18 protein-coding genes and 1 pseudogene are annotated in these 21,542 nt (G+C 74.9%); 10 read left to right on the top strand and 9 right to left on the bottom strand.

Features of this window, described 5'->3' with window-relative positions; all coding sequences use genetic code 11:
- Nucleotides 1-7: 7 nt before the first annotated feature.
- From F1C76_02690 to F1C76_02665, 6 genes and pseudogenes are all read left to right on the top strand, one after another.
- Entirely contained in the window at nucleotides 8-1,123 is a 1,116-nt protein-coding gene (locus F1C76_02690; protein QNG38958.1) for a M20 family metallopeptidase, read from the top strand.
- A pseudogene (locus tag F1C76_02685) lies at nucleotides 1,120-1,956 on the top strand (GNAT family N-acetyltransferase). Before F1C76_02690 ends, F1C76_02685 begins: the two are co-directional and overlap by 4 nt.
- A gap of 71 nt (nucleotides 1,957-2,027) precedes the next feature.
- A complete protein-coding gene (gene menC / locus F1C76_02680; GenBank protein ID QNG38957.1) occupies nucleotides 2,028-3,140 on the top strand; it encodes an o-succinylbenzoate synthase in 1,113 nt (370 codons plus the stop codon).
- 59 nt (nucleotides 3,141-3,199) lie between these two features.
- Nucleotides 3,200-4,846 (top strand): PucR family transcriptional regulator, encoded by a 1,647-nt coding sequence (locus F1C76_02675; protein QNG35655.1) that lies wholly within the window; start codon nucleotides 3,200-3,202, stop codon nucleotides 4,844-4,846.
- Nucleotides 4,847-4,965: 119 nt separating this feature from the next.
- Complete coding sequence (locus F1C76_02670; GenBank protein ID QNG35654.1) at nucleotides 4,966-6,342, top strand: NAD(P)/FAD-dependent oxidoreductase; 1,377 nt, start codon at nucleotides 4,966-4,968, stop codon at nucleotides 6,340-6,342.
- Nucleotides 6,343-6,520: 178 nt separating this feature from the next.
- Nucleotides 6,521-7,096 carry a hypothetical protein gene (locus F1C76_02665; protein QNG35653.1) on the top strand — a complete coding sequence of 192 codons (576 nt, stop codon included), beginning with the start codon at nucleotides 6,521-6,523 and terminating at the stop codon, nucleotides 7,094-7,096.
- A 121-nt stretch (nucleotides 7,097-7,217) separates the two neighbouring features.
- Here F1C76_02665 and F1C76_02660 read toward each other — a convergent pair whose 3' ends face one another.
- Entirely contained in the window at nucleotides 7,218-9,158 is a 1,941-nt protein-coding gene (locus F1C76_02660; GenBank protein ID QNG35652.1) for a DUF320 domain-containing protein, read from the bottom strand.
- Between the two features lie 108 nt (nucleotides 9,159-9,266).
- A complete protein-coding gene (locus F1C76_02655) occupies nucleotides 9,267-10,217 on the bottom strand; it encodes a hypothetical protein (GenBank protein QNG35651.1) in 951 nt (316 codons plus the stop codon).
- Nucleotides 10,218-10,381: 164 nt separating this feature from the next.
- Between F1C76_02655 and F1C76_02650 the strand changes: the two genes are divergently transcribed.
- The 3 genes from F1C76_02650 to F1C76_02640 all read left to right on the top strand — a co-directional run bounded on the left by F1C76_02650 (nucleotide 10,382) and on the right by F1C76_02640 (nucleotide 13,591).
- Nucleotides 10,382-11,104, top strand: coding sequence for a hypothetical protein (locus F1C76_02650; GenBank protein ID QNG35650.1), 723 nt, complete (start codon nucleotides 10,382-10,384; stop codon nucleotides 11,102-11,104).
- A gap of 5 nt (nucleotides 11,105-11,109) precedes the next feature.
- Entirely contained in the window at nucleotides 11,110-12,297 is a 1,188-nt protein-coding gene (locus tag F1C76_02645; GenBank protein ID QNG35649.1) for an amidohydrolase family protein, read from the top strand.
- A 76-nt stretch (nucleotides 12,298-12,373) separates the two neighbouring features.
- Nucleotides 12,374-13,591: a DUF222 domain-containing protein gene (locus tag F1C76_02640; GenBank protein ID QNG35648.1), complete on the top strand. Its 1,218-nt coding sequence runs from the start codon at nucleotides 12,374-12,376 to the stop codon at nucleotides 13,589-13,591.
- Nucleotides 13,592-13,604: 13 nt separating this feature from the next.
- Here the strand turns inward: F1C76_02640 and F1C76_02635 are convergent, their stop codons facing one another.
- From F1C76_02635 to F1C76_02605, 7 genes are all read right to left on the bottom strand, one after another.
- Entirely contained in the window at nucleotides 13,605-14,171 is a 567-nt protein-coding gene (locus F1C76_02635) for a hypothetical protein (protein ID QNG35647.1), read from the bottom strand.
- The gene (locus F1C76_02630; protein ID QNG35646.1) at nucleotides 14,168-14,935 is read right to left on the bottom strand and encodes an SDR family oxidoreductase; all 768 of its coding nucleotides are present in this window, start codon (nucleotides 14,933-14,935) and stop codon (nucleotides 14,168-14,170) included. Before F1C76_02630 ends, F1C76_02635 begins: the two co-directional genes overlap by 4 nt.
- A gap of 55 nt (nucleotides 14,936-14,990) precedes the next feature.
- Nucleotides 14,991-15,404 (bottom strand): cupin domain-containing protein, encoded by a 414-nt coding sequence (locus tag F1C76_02625; protein QNG35645.1) that lies wholly within the window; start codon nucleotides 15,402-15,404, stop codon nucleotides 14,991-14,993.
- On the bottom strand, nucleotides 15,404-15,724 hold the full coding sequence (locus tag F1C76_02620; GenBank protein ID QNG35644.1) for an antibiotic biosynthesis monooxygenase: 321 nt from the start codon (nucleotides 15,722-15,724) through the stop codon (nucleotides 15,404-15,406). Before F1C76_02620 ends, F1C76_02625 begins: the two co-directional genes overlap by 1 nt.
- A gap of 155 nt (nucleotides 15,725-15,879) precedes the next feature.
- A complete protein-coding gene (locus F1C76_02615) occupies nucleotides 15,880-17,340 on the bottom strand; it encodes an NAD(P)/FAD-dependent oxidoreductase (GenBank protein ID QNG35643.1) in 1,461 nt (486 codons plus the stop codon).
- Nucleotides 17,341-17,510: 170 nt separating this feature from the next.
- A complete protein-coding gene (locus F1C76_02610; GenBank protein ID QNG35642.1) occupies nucleotides 17,511-17,942 on the bottom strand; it encodes a hypothetical protein in 432 nt (143 codons plus the stop codon).
- Between the two features lie 58 nt (nucleotides 17,943-18,000).
- Complete coding sequence (locus F1C76_02605; GenBank protein QNG38956.1) at nucleotides 18,001-19,413, bottom strand: DEAD/DEAH box helicase; 1,413 nt, start codon at nucleotides 19,411-19,413, stop codon at nucleotides 18,001-18,003.
- Between the two features lie 719 nt (nucleotides 19,414-20,132).
- Between F1C76_02605 and F1C76_02600 the strand changes: the two genes are divergently transcribed.
- Nucleotides 20,133-21,539 carry an MFS transporter gene (locus F1C76_02600; protein QNG38955.1) on the top strand — a complete coding sequence of 469 codons (1,407 nt, stop codon included), beginning with the start codon at nucleotides 20,133-20,135 and terminating at the stop codon, nucleotides 21,537-21,539.
- Nucleotides 21,540-21,542 lie beyond the last annotated feature (3 nt).

Here is a 21,542-nt window from a genome sequence, read left to right as displayed (position 1 = left end):
CGGCCCGGTGCCGGCGCACCTGCTCGCCGACGTCGAGGAGCTGGTGCGCTGCGAGTCGCCGTCGGCCGACCTGGCCGCGGTCGCCCGCAGCGCCGAGGTCGTCGCCGGGGTGGGGCGACGGTGGCTGGGTGTCGAGCCCGAGCGCATCGTGCTCGAGGGCCGCACCCACCTGCGCTGGAGGCTGGGGACCGGGCCGGCGCGGGTGCTGCTGCTGGGCCACCACGACACGGTGTGGCCGACGGGGTCGTCGCAGACCCACCCCTGGTCGGTCGAGGACGGGGTGCTCCGCGGGCCGGGGTGCCTGGACATGAAGGCCGGGCTGGTGCTCGCCTTCGCCGCGGTGGCCGCACTGCCGGACCCCGACGGGGTGACCGTGCTGGTCACCGGCGACGAGGAGCTGGGCTCGCCCACCTCCCGGGCGTTGATCGAGGACGAGGCCCGGGGCTGCCGGGCCGCACTGGTGCTGGAGGCCGCCGCCGACGGCGGGGGGCTCAAGACCGGCCGCAAGGGGGTCTCGCTCTACACGGTGTCGGTCACCGGACGGGCCTCGCACGCCGGGCTGGACCCGGCGGGCGGGGTCAACGCCGGGGTGGAGCTGGCCCACCAGGTGCTGGCCCTGGCCGGGCTCGGGGACGACGAGCGGGGCACGACGGTGACCCCGACGGCGTCGACCGCGGGCACGGTCAGCAACACCGTGCCGGCCCGGGCCAGCGTCGCGGTGGACGTGCGGGTGCGCGACGCCGCCGAGCAGGACCGGGTGGACGTCGCCGTCCGTGGGCTGCGCCCGGTGCTCCCCGGGGCCCGGCTCGAGGTGACGGGGGGCCCGAACCGCCCGCCGATGGAACCGGCCACGTCCGCGGCCCTGTTCGCCCGGGCCGCCGAGCTCGCCGAGGGGCTCGGTCTGCCCCCGCTCACCGGGGTCTCGGTCGGCGGCGCCTCCGACGGCAACTTCACCGCCGGGGTCGGGGTGCCCACCCTGGACGGTCTGGGTGCGGTCGGTGGCGGCGCGCACGCGGACTCCGAGCACGTGCTGGTCGGGGAGCTGCCGGGCCGGCTGGCGCTGCTGGGCGCGCTGCTGTCGGACCTGCTCGCCGACCACCGGGACGCGGGGGAGGGGGCGTGACCCTCGGGGAGGCCACCGCCGCCGCCGACACGGCCGCGCGGGCCGCCGGCGTCGGCGTGCGGGACGTGCGCACCGTCGCCGAGCTGGTCGAGGTGACCGAGCTGTTCGACGCGATCTGGCGGCGGGCGGCCAACCCCCCGCTGACCACCGAGCTGCTGCGGGCGCTGGCCACGGCCGGCAGCTACGTGGTCGGGGCCTATGACGGTGCGGAGCTGGTCGGGGCCTGCGTCGGGTTCTTCGCCGCCCCGGCGGCCGGGTCGCTGCACAGCCACATCGCCGGGGTGTCCCCCGCCGCGCGGGGCCGCCACGTCGGGTTCGCCCTGAAGCTGCACCAGCGGGCCTGGGCGCTGCAGCGCGGGGTCACCGAGGTGACCTGGACCTTCGACCCGCTGGTCGCCCGCAATGCCTGGTTCAACACCGGCAAGCTCGGCGCGCAGGCCGTGGAGTACCTGCCCGACCACTACGGCGGCATGCGCGACGAGATCAACGGCGACGACGCCACCGACCGCCTGCTCGTGCGCTGGGACCTGCGGGCCCCACGGGTGGTCGCAGCCTGCCGGGGGGAGAGCCACCCCGCCGACGCCGTCGCCGAGCGGGCCCGTGGTGCCGTGGTGGCCCTGGGCCCCTCCGCCACGGGTGGGCCGGTGGCCGGCACCACCGACGGTCACGTGGTGCTGGTCGCCGTCCCGCCCGACGTGGAGGCCCTGCGCCGCACCGACCCCGCGCTGGCCGCGCACTGGCGGTCCGCGGTGCGCGACGCCCTGCACCCGCTGCTGGCCGACGGCGGCCGGGTGACCGGCTTCGACCGGGCCGGCTGGTACGTGTTGGAGCGGCGTCCCGCCGGCCCCCCGAACGTCACCCGCGCCCCGCAGGACAGGACAGCCGAGAGGACACCGTGGAGCTGATCGAGGACCGCGTCGAGGGCATCGAGCTGCGGAGGATCGGGCTGCCCCTGGTCTCCCCGTTCCGCACCTCCTTCGGCACCCAGACCCACCGGGACGTGCTGCTGGTCCGGGTGGTCACGGCCGCCGCCGAGGGCTGGGGCGAGTGCGTGGCGATGGCCGACCCGCTCTACTCCGAGGAGTACGTGGACGGCGCCGTCGACGTGCTGCGCCGCTTCCTGGTGCCCCGGCTGGCCGCCGCCGGACGGGTCGACGCGGCCGCGGTGGCCGAGGTGCTCGCCCCGGTGCACGGACACCGGATGGCCAAGGCCGCCCTGGAGCTCGCCGTGCTCGACGCGGAGCTGCGGGCCGCCGGCACCCCGCTGTCCCGGCGCCTCGGTGCGGTGCACGACCGGGTGCCCTGCGGGGTGTCGGTCGGCATCATGGACTCGGTCCCCGAGCTGCTGGAGGCCGTGGGCGGCTACCTCGACCAGGGGTACGTGCGGATCAAGCTCAAGATCGAACCGGGCTGGGACGTCGACCCGGTCCGTGCGGTCCGCGAGCGGTTCGGCGACGAGGTCCTGCTGCAGGTCGACGCCAACACCGCCTACACCGTCTCCGACGCCCGGCACCTGGCCCGGCTGGACCCCTTCGACCTGCTGCTGATCGAGCAGCCCCTGCCCGAGGACGACGTGCTCGGGCACGCCGCCCTCGCCCGGCAGATCACCACCCCGGTGTGCCTGGACGAGTCGATCACCTCGGCCCGGGCGGCGGCGGCGGCCATCTCGCTCGGGGCGTGCTCGATCGTCAACGTCAAGCCGGGTCGGGTCGGCGGGTACCTGGAGGCCCGGCGCATCCACGACGTGTGCGCCGCCCACGGGGTGCCGGTGTGGTGCGGGGGGATGTTGGAGACCGGCATCGGGCGGGCGGCCAACGTGGCGCTGGCCGCGCTGCCCGGCTTCACGCTGCCCGGGGACACGTCGGCGTCGGACAGGTACTACGCCGCCGACGTCACCGACCCCTTCGTGCTCGAGGACGGTCACCTCGCCGTGCCCACCGGGCCGGGGACCGGCGTCGTCCCGCTGCCCGACACCCTCGCCGACGTGACCACCTGGAGCGAGTGGCTGACCGTCTGAGCCCGGGCGGTACCGTCCGGTCCGGTCCTGAGTCGTCGACCGGACGGGAGTGCGCCGGGGTGAGCAGAGGACCGCAGGCGGGGCTGCGCCGGGTGCTGGACGACCTGGGCACCACCCTCCTGGAGCTGTTGCACGGTGACCCCGAGGCGGTTCCCCGACTGGGCGGGGTGGTCATCCACGACCCCATCGACGAACCGCAGCTGCCCCCGGCCGCCCTGGTGCTCGGCGTGGGGGTGGCCGACCCGGTCGCGGTGACGGCGCTGCTGGAGCACCTGGGCCGGTGCGGTGCTGCCGGACTGGTGCTGCGGGCCCCGGTGGCGGCCACCCCGGCGGTGCTGGCCGCCGCCGCCGGATCGGGGGTGGCGCTCCTGGGTCTGACCCGGGGCGCGACCTGGGCCCAGCTGGCCGCGATGCTGCGCGCGCTGCTGGCCGAGGGCGACGTCGGACTCGGGGCACCGGAGTCCCTCGGCGGGCTGCCCTCGGGTGACCTGTTCTCGCTGGCCAACGCGGTGGCGGCGCTGCTGGACGCCCCGATCACCATCGAGGACCGCAGCAACCGCGTGCTCGCCTTCTCCGGCCGGCAGGACGAGGCCGACCGGGGTCGCGTCGAGACCGTCCTGGGGTTGCAGGTGCCCGAGTCCTACTCCCGGACGCTCACCGAGCGCGGGGTCTTCCGTGAGCTCTACCGCAGCGACCGGCCGGTGCTCGTCGACCCGGTGCCGGCCGTCGACGGCTCGGCGTCGCTGCCCCGGGCGGCGATCGCGGTGCGTGCCGGGGAGGAGGTGCTGGGCTCCATCTGGGTCGTGCTGCGGGACCGGCTCAGCCCCGAGCGCACCGAGGCGCTGTGCGAGGCGGCGACCCTGGTGGCGCTGCACATGCTGCGGGTCCGGGCCGGCGCCGACGTCCACCGCCGGCTGCGCGCGGACCTGGTGAGCACCGCGTTGGAGGGCGGCGCGGGTGCCCGGGAGGCCCTGCAGCGACTGGGACTGGGCGACCAGCCCGTGGCGGTCCTCGCCCTCGCGGTCGCCGACGGTGCCACCCCCGGGGAGCGGGCCGTCGGGGACGCCGACGCCGACGCGGGGCTGGCCAACGACCGCCAGCGGCTCACCGACGCCTTCGCCGTCCACCTCGGGGCGGTGCACCCGCGGTCGGCCACCGCGCTGGTCGGGCACGCCACCTACGGCCTGGTCCCGGTCCCCGGGGCCGACGGCGAGGAGCGGGCGGTCCGGATCGCCACCGACTTCCTGGACCGGGTGGGCAGCCGGATCCCCGCCGTCATCGGCCTGGGGGTCCCCGGGACCGACGTGGCCGGGGTCGCCGCGGCGCGGACGGCGGCCGACCGGGCGCTGCGGGTGCTGCGGGGACGACCCGGTCCGGTGCGCGTGGCCCGGCTGGTCGACGTGCACGTGGAGTCCCTGCTGCTGGACCTGCGGGACCTGGCTGCCGCGCGGGGGGACCGGCCGGCCGGTCCGGTCGCCCGGCTCGCCGCCTACGACAGCCGGCACGACAGCCGCCTGGTGGAGACCCTGCGCGCGTGGCTCGACACCTTCGGCGACGTGACCGCGGCCGCCGCGTCGCTCTACGTGCACCCCAACACGTTCCGCTACCGCCTGCGGCGCGTGGCGGAGGTCGGGGAGCTCGACCTGGGCGACGCCGACGCCCGGTTCGCCGCCACCGTCCAGCTGCGGTTGTTCGGGCCCGGCTGAGCGGGTCATCCGAGACCGGGGTGACCCACCAGACGGGTTCGCCCCCGGGGCGGGTGGGCAGGAGATGGGTGTCGCAACGGCGCGGTGACCCGTCCAGCCCGCACTCGTCAGGAGCCGTCATGAGCCAGTCCCGCCCGGTGGTCGTCGTCGTCGGAGGGGGCTTCGCCGGCTTCCACGCCCTGCGTCGGCTGGAGAAGACGCTCCCGCCGGAGGCCGCGGAGCTGGTCCTGGTCAACCCGAGCGACTACCTGCTCTACAGCCCGCTCCTGCCCGACGTGAGCGCTGGCGTCGTCGAGCCCCGGCACATCGCCGTCTCGCTGCGCCAGCAGCTGCGCCGCACCCGGGTGCTCCTGGGCAGCGCCACCTCGGTCGACCCACAGGCCAAGACGGTCACCGTCACCACCACCGAGGACGGCGGCGCCGTCGACGGGGAGCACGTCCAGCACTACGACCGGCTCGTCCTCGTCCCCGGCTCGATCACCCGCCAGTTCGACATCCCCGGCGTCGCCGAGCGGGCCCACGGGGTGAAGACCCTCGTGGAGGCCCAGTTCCTCCGCGACCACCTGCTGCGCCAGCTCGACCGCGCCGACGCCCTGCCCGAGGGCCCCGAGCACGACGCCGAGCGCCGTCAGCGGCTGACCGTCGTCGCCGTGGGTGCGGGCTACACCGGCACCGAGATCGTCGCCCAGCTGCAGTACTGGCTCGGCACCATCGCCTCCCGCTGGGCCCGCGTCCGTCCCGCCGACATCTCCTGGGTGCTCATCGACCTCGCCAAGAGCGTGCTGCCCGAGCTCGGCCCCGACCTGGGTGCCGTGGCGATGGACGCGCTGCACCGCCGGGGCATCGACGTCCGGCTGGGTGTCACGGTGAAGGAGGCCCGGGACGGCGAGACCGAGCTGACCGACGGCTCCACCATCCCCAGCCGCACCCTCATCTGGGGCGCCGGCGTGGCCGCCAGCCCGCTCGTGGGCACGCTCGGGCTGCCGTTGCAGAAGGGCCGGCTCGTCGTCGACGCCGACCTCGCCGTCCCGGGTGTGGACGGCGTCTGGGCCGGTGGCGACGCCGCCGCCGTCCCCGACCTGGCCAGCCCGGACTGGTCCCCGGCCGGCACGACGCAGGACCAGCCGGTCACCCCGCCGACCGCCCAGCACGCCCAGCGCCAGGGAACCGCGCTGGGCCGCAACGTCGCCGCGAGCCTCGGGGTGGGCCGGGCCCGGCCGTACAAGCACCGCGACCTGGGACTGGTCGCCGACCTCGGCGGTCGGGACGCCGTCGCGAAGCCGCTGGGCATCAAGCTGCGCGGACCGCTGGCCAAGATCGTCGCCCGCGGCTACCACCTGTACGCGCTGCCCTCGATGAACAACCGGGTGCGGGTGGGCACCGACTGGCTGCTGGCCAGCCTGCTGCCCGCCCAGTCGGTGGAGGTCTCCCGGATCTCCTCCGACCAGGCGCTGGTGAGCACCGCGCAGCAGTCGCAGGCACACCTGCAGCGCTGATCCCCCCGCGCGGCCCCGCGCCGTGGGACCCTCCGGGCTCGGAACGGTCACGGGGGGTCCGGTGCGGGGTCTGCGGGTGGTGGGGGCGGCGGCTGCGGTGCTGCTGATGACGGCGGGGTGCGGGTTCGCCTCGGCGCTGGCTGACCCTGAGGAGCAGGCACCGGACCCGGTGCCTGTCGTGGCTCCCACGACCACGGCACCACCGCCGGGCCCGGTCACTCTGGCCGCCGTCGACGTCTCGACCGCGCGCCTGGGCTCCGACCACCTGACCGTGGTGCGGGGCGTGACCCAGACCGGACTGGTCCCGGGCATCAGCGAGTGGCGGGACGACTGCGGGGTCGAGGCGGCCGGGCTGCAGTACGTCGCGGTGACGATCGGCTTCGAGGGGTCCGACGTCGCGGGGCACCTCACCGTCGAGCCCGGTCCGGACACCCCGGCCGACATCGCGCCGCTCGGGGTCTTCTTCGACGGCGCCGACGAGCCCTACTGCCAGGACGACCCCCCGTTCCAGCCCACCGACACGTTCTGGTGGCACGGCGGGCCGGACGGCGACGTGACCGCCTACATCGTGCTGCGCGACGCGGTGACGCCGGCGACGCCCGAGGGGCGCGCCGAGGTGTTCTCGACGTTCAGCATCCGCATCGACGCGCTCCGGGTCCACGGCGCCGGAGACCAGCCCTTCCAGCTGGCCACGCCCAGCATCGGAGCCCTCTGCGCCGACGACCCCGATGCCCTGTGCGTGCCCCTGACCTGAGCCTGCTGGTGGAGTGGGAGGGCGCGGTTCCCGCGTCCCTGTCACTCCATGGCCCGGGTACACCTCCGGCCCGACCGCCCCTGGCTGGGGTGGTCGGGCCGGTGGTGCCCTGTGGGGGTCTCTACTGCTGGTGCTGGCGGCGCCGGGTGGCGGTCGTCAGGCCCAGGCCGAGGGCGAGGGCGAGCAGGGCGGCCAGCAGCGGGGTGGTGAGGTCGGCGCCGGTGTAGGCGAGGGTCTCGTCGGTGCTGGTGTTCTGGTCGTCGGTGCCGGCGTCGTAGGTGACGGCGTTGGCGACGGGGGTGGTGCCGGTGAGGACGACCGGGGTGAGGCCGCGGGGGGTCTCCGGGGTGGTGGCGTCCTCCGGGGTGGTCACCGGGGTCTCGGGGTCCGTCGGGTCCTCAGGGGTGCCCGGGGTCTCGGGGTCGGTGGGGGTGCCGGGGGTGGCGGGGCCGCAGTCGGCGGCGGCGTCGCCGAGCAGGCCGATGGCGATGCCGCAGACGTCGACGGGGACCTCGATGCCGGGCCCGCCGGGGCCGTCGGTGCCGGGGGTGGTGTCGCCGGTGCAGTCGGTGGCGGCGTCGCCGAGGAGGCCGACGCTGATGCCGCAGACGTCCACCGGGACGGTGACGGGGACGTCGGTGCCGGTGCCCGGCGTGGTGCCCGGGGTCGGGGTCGTGTCGCCGGTGGTGGCTCCACCGGTGCAGTCCGAGCTGGCGTCACCGAGGACGCCGGCGGCGATGCCGCAGACGTCGACGGGGACGGTGACCGGGACGGTCACGCCGGTGCCGGTGCCGGTGCCGGTGCCGGGGTTGGTGGGCGTGGTGCCCGGCGTGGTGGGGGTGGTGCCGCCGGTGGTGGCGCCACCGGTGCAGTCGGCCGAGGCGTCGCCGATGACGCCGGCGGCGATGCCGCAGACGTTCACGGGGACGGTGACGGGGACGTCGACGTCGTTGCCGGAGCCGACGGTGCCGGTGCCCGGGGTCGTGCCGGGCGTGGTCGGCGTGGTGCCCGGGGTGGTGGGGGTGGTGCCGCCGGTGGCGGAGCCGCCGGTGCAGTCGGCCGAGGCGTCGCCGATGACGCCGGCGGCGATGCCGCAGACGTTGACGGGGACGGTGACGGGGACGTCGACGTCGTTGCCGGAGCCGGTGGTGCCGGTGCCGGGGTTCGTCGGGGTGGTGCCCGGGGTGGGCGTCGTGCCGCCGGCGGTGGAGCCGCCGGTGCAGTCAGCAGCCGCGTCGCCGAGGAGGCCGACGCCGATCCCGCAGACGTTCACCGGGACGGTGACGGGGACGTCGACGTCGTTGCCGGAGGCGATCCCACCCGAGCCGGTGGTCCCGGTGGCCGGGGTGGGGGCGGTGCCGGTGCTGGCGCCGCCGTCGGAGGTCGCGGTGCCGTCACCGAGGACGCCGGCGGCGATGCCGCCGACGTTGACCGGGGCGGCGACGTCGAGGTCGACGTCGTTGCCGGAGGCGATCCCGCCGGAGGTGCCCGCCCCGGTGGCCGGGGCGTCGGGGGCCGGGGTGGTCGAGGCCCCGCCGGTGGAGTTCGCGGCGGCGTCACCGAGGACGCCGGCGGCGATGCCGCCGACGTTGATCGGGGCGGCGACGTCGAGGTCGACGTCGTTGCCGGAGGCGATGCCCCCGGAGGAGGAGGCCGGGGCCGGCGCGGGGGCCGGCACAGGGGCCGGGGCGGTGGACGCTCCGCCGGTGGAGTCTGCGGTGCTGTCACCGGCGACGCCGGCGGCGATGCCGCCGACGTTGACGGGGGCGGCGACGTCGATGTCCACGGTGTTGCCCGAGAGCAGTCCACCGCTGGATGCGGCAGGTGCGGCGGCCGGGGCCGGGGCGGGGGTGGTGGCGCCGCCGGTGGAGCTGGTGGTCGCGTCGCCGAGGATGCCGGCGGTGATGCCGGTGACGTCGACGGGGGCGGCGATGGTGACGGTGATGGTGTTGCCGGTCAGGAGGCCGGTTCCGGTGTCGGCTGAGGCGATACCGCTGCCGGTGGCCAGGAGGCCTCCGGTGAGCAGTGCCGTCTGCAGACCGCGCTTGACCCACAGGTTCATCGCGAGAGTCCTTCTCAGGGAATGGTGCTGGGACTGATGGGTGCCGGCCCGCTCGTGGGGGGTCGGGTGTCGCCGTGCTCAGCGCGCAGAGGCTGAGGGGCGCCCGGGTCAGTCGGGGGAGAAGGAGGGGTCGTACGCGGTGTTGCCCGCGGCGTCGCGGGCGGTGTCGGCGGTCGCGGTGAGGCCCGCGGCGTCGGCGGCCGCCACGGCGGCGGAGAGGTCCGCGGCCGTCTGGTCGTGCTGGGTGGGGCCACCGACGGAACCGGTGGAGGCACTCATGGGAGCCGCCGGGGAGACCGGGGCAGCCGGGGAGGAGGTGGGGGAGACCGGCGCGACGGGCGCGTGCATGGTCTGGGTCGCAGCCTGCACCGCGACACCCACGGAGCGCTCGACCGACGTGTCCGCAGCGTCGGTCAGCTCGACCACGGCACCTCTGTGCGGTGTCGTGGTCGGAGCCGGGGTGACCGGGGCCGAGGCCGCGAGGGAGGCGTCGGGTGCTGCGACGAGAGAAGTCGACGCGATGGAGGCAGCGGAGGGCAGGTCGATGACGGGGGTCAGCGGGTCCGTCACGGGAGCCAGGGGAGTGACGACCGGAGCGATCACGTCGGTCACCGGCGCGAGAGCGTCCGTGACCGGCGACAGGCTCTCCACCAGCGGGTCCACCACCGGGGCGGCGACTTCGACGACGGGTGCCACCACGGGGGCGACGGCCTGCACGACGGGTGCCGCGACCTGCACGACCGGCGCCACCACGGGCGCGGCGACCTGCACGACCGGGGCCACGACGGGCGCCACGACCTGGGCCACCGGGGCGACGACCTGGGCGACGGGAGTAGCTACCGGCGCGGCGACCTGGGAGACGACCGGGGCCACCGGGGTGGTCACCGCCGTCACCACGTCGGCGACCGGGGCGGTCACGCTCGACAGCAGCGAGGGCTGCTCGGCCTGCGCCGACGCGGTCGCCTGACCGGCCAGCCACAGCCCGGCACCCAGGCCGGCCACGGTGAGCGCGCGCCCGGCGAACCGGGAGAGGCGGACCCCACGTCGGGATACGGACATCGGGCACACCTCCACTCACGGTCATCTGACGACTACACCTAGTAGAACGAGACGATGCCGTCCGGGGCCCGGTGAAGCGCGTCGCCCGATGGGATGGAGATGCGGGAACGGACGGTGACGATCCGTGAGCCCCCCGTACGAGGGAGGGCGGGCAGACTCGGGCCATGGCTGATCTGCGCTTCTGGTTCGACCCGGTCTGTCCCTTCGCCTGGCTGACCAGCCGGTGGGTGGAGGAGGTGGCCCGGCAGCGGGAGTACGAGGTCGAGTGGCGCTTCATCTCCCTGCGGCTGCTCAACGCCCACGTCGACTACGACGCCCACTTCCCGCCGGAGTACGAGGCAGGCCACACCGCCGGCCTGCGGCTGCTGCGGGTGGCCGCCCGGGTCCGCGACGAACACGGGGACGACGCTGTCGGCCGTCTCTACACCGCACTCGGCCACGGCATCCACGACGCAGCCCCGGTCGAGGGCGGGACCCCCGGCCACGACCGGCGCGGTACGACGGACTTCGTCGTCCCCGTGCTGGAGGGACTCGGCTGGGACGCCGCACTCGCCGACGCCCTCGAGGACACCTCCCTCGACGCGCGCATCCAGGCCGAGACCGACGAGGCGCTCGCCCTGACCGGCAAGGACGTCGGCACGCCGATCCTGCAGTTCCGCCCGCCCGAGGGGCTCGCCTTCTTCGGCCCGGTGATCAGCCGACTGCCCGACCCCGAGGACGCCGTGGCGCTCTGGGACCACGTCATCGGGCTGGCGTCCTTCGGCGGCTTCACCGAGCTCAAGCGGAGCCTGCGCGAGCGCCCCCAGCTGCGCAGCTTCGGCGTGGAGCCCGGCGAGGTCGGCGCGACCGAGGACTGGCACGGCGGCAGCCGCCGGCAGAAGCGCTGAGCGCGGTGACCGACCTGGTCCTGTCCGACGTCCGTCCCTGGGGAGCCGCCCCGGTCGACCTGCTGGTCACCGACGGCCGCATCGAGGCCGTCGTCCCGGCCGGCAGCGGCGCGCAGGCCGACGACCGCATCGACGGCGCCGGGCTGCTCGCCCTGCCCGGCTTCGTCAACGCACACGCCCACGTCGACAAGAGCTGGTGGGGACGACCCTGGGTCTCCTACGGCGGCGAGGCGACGACCCAGGGTCGGATCGCCCACGAGCGGGCCGAGCGCGACGCGCTGGGCATCCCGAGCGTGGACTCGACCGTCGCGGTGCTGCGCGAGCTGCTGCGGCACGGCACCACGGCCGTCCGCACCCACGTCGACGTCGACCTCGGTGTCGGACTGCGCGGCATCGAGGTGGTCCGGGAGGCTGCGGCCGCGCTCGACGGGGCCGTCGAGGTGGAGCTCGTGGCCTTCCCCCAGGACGGCGTCGTGCGTCGTCCCGGGGTGCTGGAGCTCCTGGACCGGGCCGCTGCGGACGGCGTCGCCAGCATCGGCGGGCTCGACCCGGCGTCCATCGACCGTGACCCGGTCGCCCAGCTCGACGGTCTGGTCGACATCGCCGTCCGGCGCGGTGTGGGGCTGGACCTGCACGTGCACGACGGCGGCGAGCTCGGCGGCTTCACCTACGACCTGCTGCTCGACCGCGTCCGGCACGCCGGCCTGCAGGGGCGGGTCACGGTCTCGCACGGGTTCGCCCTCGGGGAGCTGCCGACCGCCCGCCAGGAGCGGCTGCTGGACGAGCTCGCCGAGCTGGACGTCGCGTGGACGACGGTGGCGCCGGTCCGCTCGGCCCCGCTGCCCTGGGCGGGGATGCGGCCGCGCGGGGTCGGTCTCGGGCTGGGCACCGACGGCATCCGCGACCTCTGGTCCCCGTTCGGGGACGGCGACCTGCTGCGCGTGGCGCTGGACTTCGCCCGGCTGCACGGCTTGCGCACCGACGGCGACCTCACCGCCGCCGTCGAGCTCGCCACGTCGGGCGGTGCCCGGTTCGTGCACCGGGACGTCCACGACCTGGTCCCCGGTGCACGGGCCGACGTGGTGCTGCTGGACGCCGAGAACGTCCCCGACGCCCTGGTCCGAGCGCCTCGTCGGTCGCTGGTGCTGGCCGGCGGGCGGACGGTCGTGCGGGACGGCGAACTGGTGCTCTGAGCTGCGCTTTCGGGTTGTCGGACAGTCGCCGCCGCGGTAAACTTCGAACACCTGATCGAACGTCCTGGGGGGTGCTGTGAGCGAACTGCGTTCAGCTGTCGACGCCCTCGCGGCCGACGACCTGCACGGGTTGGTGGACGGCCAGCTGCTGGACCGGACGGCGGAGCTGGTGCAGTCGATCAACCGGCTGAGCGCGGAGCTGACTCGCACCGTGCGGCACGCCGACGTGGTCGGTGCTGCCGAGCACGACGGGCTGAGGACGATGCAGTCCCACCTGCGCGGGCACCACCACTTCTCGGGCGGAGCAGCCGCTGCGGTGGTGAAGACCGGTCGGGTGCTGGAGCACCTGCCGCGGCTGGAGGCCGCGTTCGCCGAGGGCGCGGTCACCGCCGCCCAGGTCGGGGTGGTCGCCGACGCGCTGCGGCCGTGTGACATCGCTGCGGCCGCCGAGCAGGACGTCGACCTCGACGTCTTCGACGAGGCGTGGACCGAGGTCGCTCGGACGCTGCCGCACGCGAAGCTGGCGACCGCGGTGAGCGCCTTCCGCAACGCGCTGGACCCCGACGGTCCCGAGCCGGACCCCACGGAGGAGCGCCGGTTCACGATGACCCGGCACGCCAACGGGTCAGGGTCGGGCCGCTTCGACCTCGACGCCGTGGGGTTCGAGAAGGTGCAGGCGGTGATCGAGTCGATGGTCCAGGCCGACCGGCCCCTGGGGGACATGCGGAACAGGGCCCAGCAGCAGGCTGACGCGTTGGTGCAGTGGGCCGACAACACCCTGGCCGCTGGGAGCGCCCCGTTCCTGCGCACGGTCAAGCCCCAGGTCGCGGTCACCATCGACCTCCAGGACCTGGTGGACCCGAGCACCGGCCACGACACCGCCACCACCGGCTTCGGCGCCACCATCAGCGCGGCCAGGGCCCGCTGGATCGCCTGCGACTCCGCGGTCACCCGCATCGTCATGGGCCCCGACGGGCTCCCCCTGGACGTCGGCCGCACCAAGCGGGTCGTCCCCCCGCACATCCGCAAGGCCGTCGAAGCCAGGGACGGGCACTGCGTCTTCGCCGGCTGTCACGCCCCCACGCACTGGTGCGACGTCCACCACCTGCTCGAGTGGCTCCGCGACGGTGGAGACACGAGCGTGGAGAACTCGGCGCTGCTGTGCGAACGGCACCACACGAAGGTGCACCACGGGTTCCGGGTGGAGCGCGACGACGGAGCACCACCCGGGCGTCGATGGCGCACGTTCCGCCCCGACGGCACCGAGATCGTGCTGGCCCGCCTCTGCGGCTGAAGCCTGCGTCAGGTCAGCCCAGCAGCTGCAGGTCCACCCGGTAGCCGGTGAGCTCCCGGTAGGCACCCGATCTCAGGTCGAGGTCAGGCTCGTCCGTGGGGTCCGGGGCCATCTCGGCGTCGGCCAGGTCCTCCGCGCCCGGGACGACGATGAACGTCCGCCCACCTCCGGCCGCGTGCCAGGTGCTGGAGTGGTCGTCGGGAACAGCGCCGTGGGTCTCCTCGAAGAGCTCCCGGACGAGCTGGATGCGTTCGACGCGCCCGCGGACCGGCGGCAGGTCGTCGGTCCAGTCGCCGCCGTGCCACGTCGCCGTGAAGCGCCCTCGGAGCCTGACGATGCCGGTGGGCAGCTCGCGGCCGCGGACGGTCCAGGCCACCTGCACCCCGTTGCCGTCCAGCACGCGCGCGGTCCGCTCGGGGCCGACGTCGCCGACCGGGGTCGCCGTCCAGAGCTGCTCCGGTGCCGCGGCGTCCTCGATGAAGAGCAGTCGCCAGGACACGACGTCCCCGGATCGGAGCGGCCCACCGCAGCAGGCCAGCTCCCACTCCGACACGTCCACCTGCAGCCGTGGATCGCTCACCGCAGGTAGGAAGCGCCGTTCACGTCGAGGACGGCGCCGCTGCACCACAGCGCGTCCGGCCCGGTCAGGAACTCCACCGCGGCGGCGACCTCCGGGGGCTCGCCCACCCGGTTGAACGGGCTCTGCGCGCGGATGCCGTCACCGACCGGACCGGCCAGCAGCTCGGTGGCCATGTCCGTGGCGACGAAGCCCGGGGCCACCGCGGAGACGCCGATGCCGTGGCGGCCCAGGGCCAGGGCCAGCGACTGGGTGAGGGAGTGCACCGCGGCCTTGGACGCCCCGTAGGCCATCGCCTGCGGCTCGCCGCGGAAGGCGCCGCGCGAGCCGACGGTGACGATCCGGCCGCCGTCCGGGCCCTCGGGTCGGTCGAGCAGGTGCCGCACGACCTGCCAGCTGACGTTCGCCGTCCCGGTGAGGTTGACCGACAGCACCCGGTTCCAGGAGTACTGCCACTGCTCGTAGTCCGAGTCCTCGATGACCAGCGCGTCGTGCGCGGCGGCGTTGTTCACCAGCACGTCGACCCCGCCCAGGCCCTCGACCGCCGCGGCCACCATCGACGCGACGTCGGTGGGCACGCCCAGGTCGCCGCAGACCAGCACGTGGCCGTCGCCGGGCAGCGAGTCCAGCACCGCCCGGGCCGCGTCGGCGCTGCTGCCGTAGTGCACGGCCACCCGGTCGCCGCGCGCAGCGAGCCGATGGGCGATGGCCGCACCGATGCCGCGGGAGGCGCCGGTGACGAGGGAACGGGTGCGCGGGGAGGTCACCCGGGCACGGTAGCCACCGGCCGGGCCCCGTCGGGACCCGGCCGGAGGCTCCTGCTCAGCTGGCGTGCTCGGGACGGTGCGGGTGTCCCTCGACGGCGACGACGATGGCCTCCTGGGTGCTGCGGGCCACGATCATCTCCACCGGTTCGGTGTCGCTGGCGTTCTGCTCCCAGTGCACGATGCCCGGCGGGATGAACACGAAGTCGCCGGCTCGGGCCTCGCGGACGTCGTCGAGCTCCTCGCCCACCCACCAGCGCGTGACACCGCTGATCACGTAGATCGCGGTCTCGGACCGGCCGTGGTGGTGCACCCCGGTCTTCCCGCCGGGTTCGAGGACGGCGTAGCCCATCCACATGTCCGACGAGCCGGTCTGGTCGGCCGAGATCGCCGCGAACCGCTGCAGGCCCGGGGTCTGCGCGGTGCGGGTGTCGCGCTCCTCCGGCCCGATGACACGGACGTCGAGAGCCATCAGGCGATCCGCCGCAGCCGGTTGATGGTCAGGCCGTCGGCGTCCAGCAGCTCCTCGATCCGCCCGGCGAACTGCACCAGGTGCGGGGTGGCCAGGTGCGCGTCCAACTGCTCGGCGCCCTCCCAGTTCTCGTAGAAGAAGAACGTCCCCGGCGCCTCGACCGACTCGTGCAGGTCGTAGTTGACGTAGCCGTCCTCCTGGCTGGTCGGCTCGATGAGGGCCTCCAGCGCGCTGCGCAGCTCGTCGGCCTTGCCGGGGGCCGCGGTCATGTACGCGATGACGGTGAGCAGGTCGCGGCGGTCGTCGGTGGGGGTGGGCATCACGGCTCCTGGGGTGCGGGGCGACGACGTCGTCGCCCGGGAGACCCACCGTGACGGTCCGACCGGTGGTGCACAACGGGTCGGGTGTCTCAGAACTGAGACGACGACGGGCGGCCCTCCCGGTGGGGGAGGACCGCCCGTAGAGCTGGAGCAGGTCAGGCGATGGAGCGGTCGGTGCCCACCGGTGCACCGTCGGCGACGTCGAGGGCGCCCTGCACGTCGTCGGGGTCGGCCTGCTCGAGCCCCCCGGTCTGGGAGACCTCGAAGTCCGGGCCGAGCTTCTCCAGCGCGAGCCGGCCGTACACCTGCTGCTGGGTGGCGACGCGCTGGGCGCGGCCCTTGCCCAGGAAGGAGACGATCCAGCTGAACGTGGTGACCACGCGGCTCTTGAACCCGACGATGTAGACCAGGTGCACCAGCAGCCACATCATCCAGGCCAGGAAGCCGGTGACCTTGAGCTTCCCGAGGTCGGCGACGGCGTGGTAGCGGCTGATCGTCGCCATCGAGCCCTTGTCGTGGTACGTGAAGGCGTTCTTGCCGGCCTTGCCCGCCACGGTCGCCGCGATCTGGTCGGCGGCGAAGCGGCCGCCCTGGATGGCGACCTGGGCGACGCCGGGCAGCTTGTCCAGGCTGGCCATGTCGCCGACGACGAAGACCTCGGGGTGGCCCGGGATGGTGAGGTCCTTCTGCACCTCGACCCGGCCGGCGCGGTCGATCGTCACGTCGCTCTGCTGGGCGAGCAGTGCACCCAGCGGGGAGGCCTGCACGCCGGCGGCCCAGATCTTGGTCGCCGCGACGACCCGGCGGGTGGTGCCGTCGGAGTCCTTGACGTCCAGGCCGTTGGCGTCCAGCCCGGTGACCATGGCGCCCAGCTGCACCTCCACGCCGATCTGGTTGAGCTGGCGGTGCGCGTTGCGCTGCAGCTTCTCGTGGAAGGGCGGCAGCACCTTGGGCGCGGCGTCCATCAGGATGACCCGGGCGGTCTTCGGGTCGATGTTGCGGAAGTTGCTCTTCAGGGTGCGGCGGGCCAGCTCGGCGATCTGCCCGGCCATCTCCACCCCGGTGGGGCCGGCGCCGACGACGACGAAGGTCAGCAGCCGGTCGATCTCGGCGGGGTCGGTGGCGACCTCGGCCATCTCGAAGGCGCCCAGGATGCGGCCGCGCAGCTCGAGGGCGTCGTCCACGCTCTTCATGCCGGGGGCGTACTGGGAGAACTGGCTGTTGCCGAAGTAGGACTGCCCGGCACCGGCGGCCACGATGAGGTGGTCGTAGGAGTGGGACGTCTCCCGGCCCAGCAGCCACGAGGTGACGGTCTTCTCGGCCAGGTCGATGTCGACGACCTCGCCGAGGATCACGGTGGCGTTGTCCTGCTTCTTCAGGATGTCCCGGGTCGGCGGGGCGATCTCGCCCTCGCTGATGATCCCGGTGGCCACCTGGTAGAGCAGCGGCTGGAAGAGGTGGTGGCCGGTCTTGGCCACCAGCGTCACGTCGACGTCGGCCTTGCGCAGCCGCTGGGCGGCGAACAGCCCGCCGAATCCGGAACCGATGATGACGACCTTGGGTCGGCGGCCGGTGGTCTGGTTCGTGGGCACAGCAGCAGCTCCGGATGTCGTCATGATGTCTCCATCGTCCCACGCCGAGGGGCCCTGGCGGGTCACCACCTGGCTCGCCCGGGCGAGCGACGTCGGACACAGCGTGACGTGGTTGCCCGGCGCCCGCCACCCCCGCGCACGGCGGAGGGCCGCCGTCCCCGGGTGGGGACGACGGCCCTCGGCCGGACGGCGGGTCAGCGGGTGCGGCGACCCACGACGGCCTGGGTGAGCAGGCCGATCCCGATGCCGAGCATCCAGACGTCCTTGGACACCGGGAGCCCGTCCTGGGTGGGGGCGATCGACTTGCCCGGCTTGGTCATGCCCGGGGTGCGCAGGTACAGCCCGAGCAGGCCACCGGAGAAGGCGGTCAGCGCGGCACCGGCGACGGCGGTCGGCACGAAGGGGGTCAGCAGCGCGGCGCCGATGACCATCTCGGCGGTCGACAGGCCCTTGGCGAAGGTGGCCGGGGCGACCTTCGACAGGAACGGGTAGGTGCCGGCGGCGAAGCCGTGCAGGCCGGCCGCGGTGTCGGCGTCGGCGTTCCGCTTGCCGAGCCCGGAGTTGAGGATGAACGCACCGGTCGCGACACGGGGTGCGATCTCGGCGGGGGTGATGGGCAGACGCATGGGGCCTCGTTCGGGGTCTGGTGCTGGGTGTGGGGGGTGCGGGTCAGTCTGACCGAGGTCAGCGGACGCCGCGGCGCGAGCGGGTGGCGGGCTGCTGTCCGGCGCGGGCGGCGAGCTCGGCGCGGGTGCGGGCCGGGCCCGACGAGCGGCCGGAGCCGCCGCCGCTGCCACCGGAGGAGCGACCACCGGAGCGGGCACCGCCGGAGGCGCCGCCACCGGCGGGGCTGCGACGTCGGCCGCCGTTGCCACCGCCGCCGCCGCCCTGGGGCTGCTCGACGACCGGGGCCGGCTCGACGTAGGGCGCGGCCGGGCCGGTCAGCGCCACGATCTCCCGGGCGCCGGGCTTGACCGCGGTGACCTCGGGGGTGATGCCGGCCTGGCGGGCCAGCAGCCGCACCTCACCGGCCTGGTCGGGGGTGGCGATGGTGACGACGGTGCCGCCGGCACCGGCGCGCGCCGTCCGGCCCGAGCGGTGCAGGTAGGCCTTGTGCTCGGCCGGCGGGTCGACGTGGACGACGATCGCGACGTCGTCGACGTGGATGCCGCGGGCGGCGATGTCGGTGGCGCAGAGCACCCGGGTCGAGCCGTTGGTGAAGGCCTCGAGGTTGCGCTCGCGGGCGTTCTGGCTCAGGTTGCCGTGCAGGTCGACGGCGGGGACGCCGCCGGCGGTGAGCTGCTTGGCCAGCTTCTTGGCCTGGTGCTTGGTGCGGGTGAACAGCACGACCCGGTCGTGGCCGGAGGCGAGCTCCTTGACGACCTGGCTCTTGTCCAGGGTGTCGACCCGGAACACGTGGTGGGTCATCGTGGAGACCGGGGCGACCGCGGGGTCGACCGAGTGCGTCTTCGGGTGGTCGAGGTAGCGCTTGACCAGGACGTCGACGCCGTTGTCCAGGGTGGCCGAGAACAGCATCCGCTGGCCGACCTTCGGGGTGCGGTCCATCAGGCGCTTGACGCCGGGCAGGAAGCCCAGGTCGGCCATGTGGTCGGCCTCGTCGAGGATGGTGACCTCGACGGCGGACAGGTCGCAGTGGCCCTGGCCGATGAGGTCCTCCAGGCGGCCGGGGCAGGCGATGAGCACGTCGATGCCGCCGGAGAGGGCCTGCACCTGCGGGTTCTGCCCGACGCCACCGAAGATCGTCGTCGTCTTCATGCCCAGCGCGCGGGCCAGCGGGTCGACCACGGCCGAGACCTGGTTGGCCAGCTCACGGGTCGGCACCAGGATCAGCGCGCGCGGCTTGCGCGGCTGGCGCTTGGTGCCCGAGCCCGCGAGGCGGGCGACCAGCGGGATGGAGAAGGCCAGCGTCTTGCCCGAGCCCGTGCGGCCGCGGCCGAGGACGTCCTTGCCGGCCAGGGTGTCGGGCAGCGTGGCGACCTGGATCGGGAACGGCGAGGCGATCCCGCTGGCGGTCAGCACCTCGACCAGCGGGGCGGGGACGCCGAGCGCGGCGAAGGTGGTGTCGGTGGGCAGCACGGTCGCGTCGGCACCGGCGGGCACCGTCTCGACCCGGGGCTGGACGACGGGCTGCTGCGCGCGCGGGTTGGGGACCTCGGCGGCCACGGGGGCCACGGGGGTCTGGGCCTGGACGGTCTGGTCGGCACCGGTGCCGCGACCACGGCCACCACGACGACGGCGGCCGGTGCCGGGGGCGCCGGCGACCTCGGGCTGGGCCGGCTCGTGCCGGGTGACCAGCGGCTGCGCAGGCGCGGAGGAGCCGGAGCGGAAGGAGGGGGAGGGGCGACCGCCACCGGCACCGGCCGGGCTGGTGGCCCGACGGCGGGGGCGGTCGTTGGGGGTCTGGCTCGATGTCACAGGGGGTGTCCTCACCGTGAGGTGGCCACCGTCGATCGCCAGGGCGGGGCCCACAGGGAGGGGCCGCACCGTCCGGTCGGACGTCGGGTCGCCGGCGCGCCTCGGTGGCGCAGCCTCGCGCCGACGTCGAGTCCACCTGCTCTCGGATGAGCGGGGGGCGGCGTCGGTGATCACCACTCTGCCACGCCCGGCGCCCGGCACCGTCGGGACGCGGGGGAGTCGGTGCTCACACCCCCGGCGGCGGACCTGCACGTGGCGTACAACGGGACCCCGTGACCACCCAGGACGAGAAGCCCTCCCCGGCCCGGGTGGAGGACCCGCCCTACGAGCCGGACCCCCGCCGCTGGAAGGCCCTCTCGGTCACCCTCGTCGTCGGCTTCATGACCCTGCTCGACGTCAGCATCGTGTCGGTCGCGCTGCCCTCGATGCAGGACGCCCTGGGCACGACGGCGTCCGGGGTGCAGTGGGTGGTCTCGGGCTACGCGCTGACCTTCGGCCTCGTGCTCGTTCCCGCCGGCAGGTTGGGTGACGCGTTCGGCCGACGACGGATCTTCCTGGTCGCCCTGGTGGTGTTCGTGCTCTCCAGCGCCGCGGCCGGGGCCGCACCCAGCGTGCTGATGCTCGTCGTCGCCCGCCTCGTGCAGGGCGTGGCCGCCGGCTTCCTGGCCCCGCAGAACTCCGCGCTGATCCAGCAGCTGTTCCGCGGGCCCGAGCGCGGCAAGGCCTTCGGGCTCTTCGGCGCCACCGTGGGCGTCTCCACCGCGATCGGGCCGGTGGTCGGCGGTCTGCTCATCGGCCTGTTCGGCGAGGACCTCGGCTGGCGGGCGATCTTCTTCGTCAACGTGCCCATCGGCGTCGTCGCGTTCGTGCTGGCCACCCGGCTGCTGCCCAAGGGCCGGCCCTCGGGGACCAGCACCGACATCGACGTCGTCGGCGTGCTGCTGCTCGGGGTCGGCGCCACCCTCGTCCTGCTGCCCCTGGTGCAGGCCGAGTCCGGGGGCATCGCCCGGCTGTGGTGGCTGTTCGTCCTCGGCGCGGCGGCGCTGGCCGCCTTCGCCTGGTGGGAGCGCCGGGTGGTCGCCCGCGACCGGGAGCCGGTCTTCGACGTGCGGCTGCTGACCCAGACCCGCGGGTACGCCTCCGGGGTCGCCGTGGGCACCGTGTACTTCATCGGGTTCAGCGGCATCTGGCTGGTCTTCGCGCTGTTCTTCCAGACCGGGCTGGGCTGGACCCCGCTGGAGTCCGGGCTGGCTGTCGTCCCCTTCGCCATCGGGGCCGCGGTCTCCGCCGCCGTCGCCGGCCGGCTGGTCACCCGCTTCGGCCGGCTGCTGACCGTCATCGGGCTCAGCGTCGTCTCCACCGGGCTCGCCGCCACCGCCGTCGTCGTGTGGCTGGTGCCCACCGACATCCTGGGCTGGGTCGTCGTCCCCACCCTGCTGCTGGCCGGGCTGGGCGGTGGGTTCGTGATCAGCCCGAACATCACCCTCACCCTGCGCGAGGTGCCGGTCCGGATGGCCGGCGCGGCCGGCGGCGGGCTGCAGACCATGCAGCGCTTCGGCGCCGCGCTGGGTTCGGCGGTCCTGCCGGGGCTGTTCTACGTGGTGCTGTCCAGCTCCGGGCAGCAGTACCCGGTCGCGGCCGGTGTCGCGCTGGGGACGGCGGTCCTGGGCGCGGTCGCCGCGCTGGTCATCGCCGTCCTGGACTGGCGCAAGGACCGCCCCGGCGGCGCACGGGACGTCGAGGACGCGGCGGCCGAGGAGCACGCGCACGCCCACCACGTGCACTGATCC

The organism is Geodermatophilaceae bacterium NBWT11, from assembly GCA_014218215.1.
GTDB lineage: Bacteria > Actinomycetota > Actinomycetes > Mycobacteriales > Geodermatophilaceae > Klenkia.
This window is presented reverse-complemented; position numbering and strand designations above follow the sequence as displayed.

What these genes read in the sequence shown, in the direction of transcription:
- F1C76_02670 (QNG35654.1), top strand. Translation starts at nt 4,966, where the DNA reads ATGAGCCAGTCCCGCCCGGTGGTCGTCGTCGTCGGAGGGGGCTTCGCC.
- F1C76_02660 (QNG35652.1), bottom strand. Translation starts at nt 9,158, where the DNA reads ATGAACCTGTGGGTCAAGCGCGGTCTGCAGACGGCACTGCTCACCGGA.
- F1C76_02655 (QNG35651.1), bottom strand. Translation starts at nt 10,217, where the DNA reads ATGTCCGTATCCCGACGTGGGGTCCGCCTCTCCCGGTTCGCCGGGCGC.
- F1C76_02650 (QNG35650.1), top strand. Translation starts at nt 10,382, where the DNA reads ATGGCTGATCTGCGCTTCTGGTTCGACCCGGTCTGTCCCTTCGCCTGG.
- F1C76_02625 (QNG35645.1), bottom strand. Translation starts at nt 15,404, where the DNA reads ATGGCTCTCGACGTCCGTGTCATCGGGCCGGAGGAGCGCGACACCCGC.
- F1C76_02620 (QNG35644.1), bottom strand. Translation starts at nt 15,724, where the DNA reads ATGCCCACCCCCACCGACGACCGCCGCGACCTGCTCACCGTCATCGCG.
- F1C76_02615 (QNG35643.1), bottom strand. Translation starts at nt 17,340, where the DNA reads ATGACGACATCCGGAGCTGCTGCTGTGCCCACGAACCAGACCACCGGC.
- F1C76_02610 (QNG35642.1), bottom strand. Translation starts at nt 17,942, where the DNA reads ATGCGTCTGCCCATCACCCCCGCCGAGATCGCACCCCGTGTCGCGACC.
- F1C76_02600 (QNG38955.1), top strand. Translation starts at nt 20,133, where the DNA reads ATGACCCTGCTCGACGTCAGCATCGTGTCGGTCGCGCTGCCCTCGATG.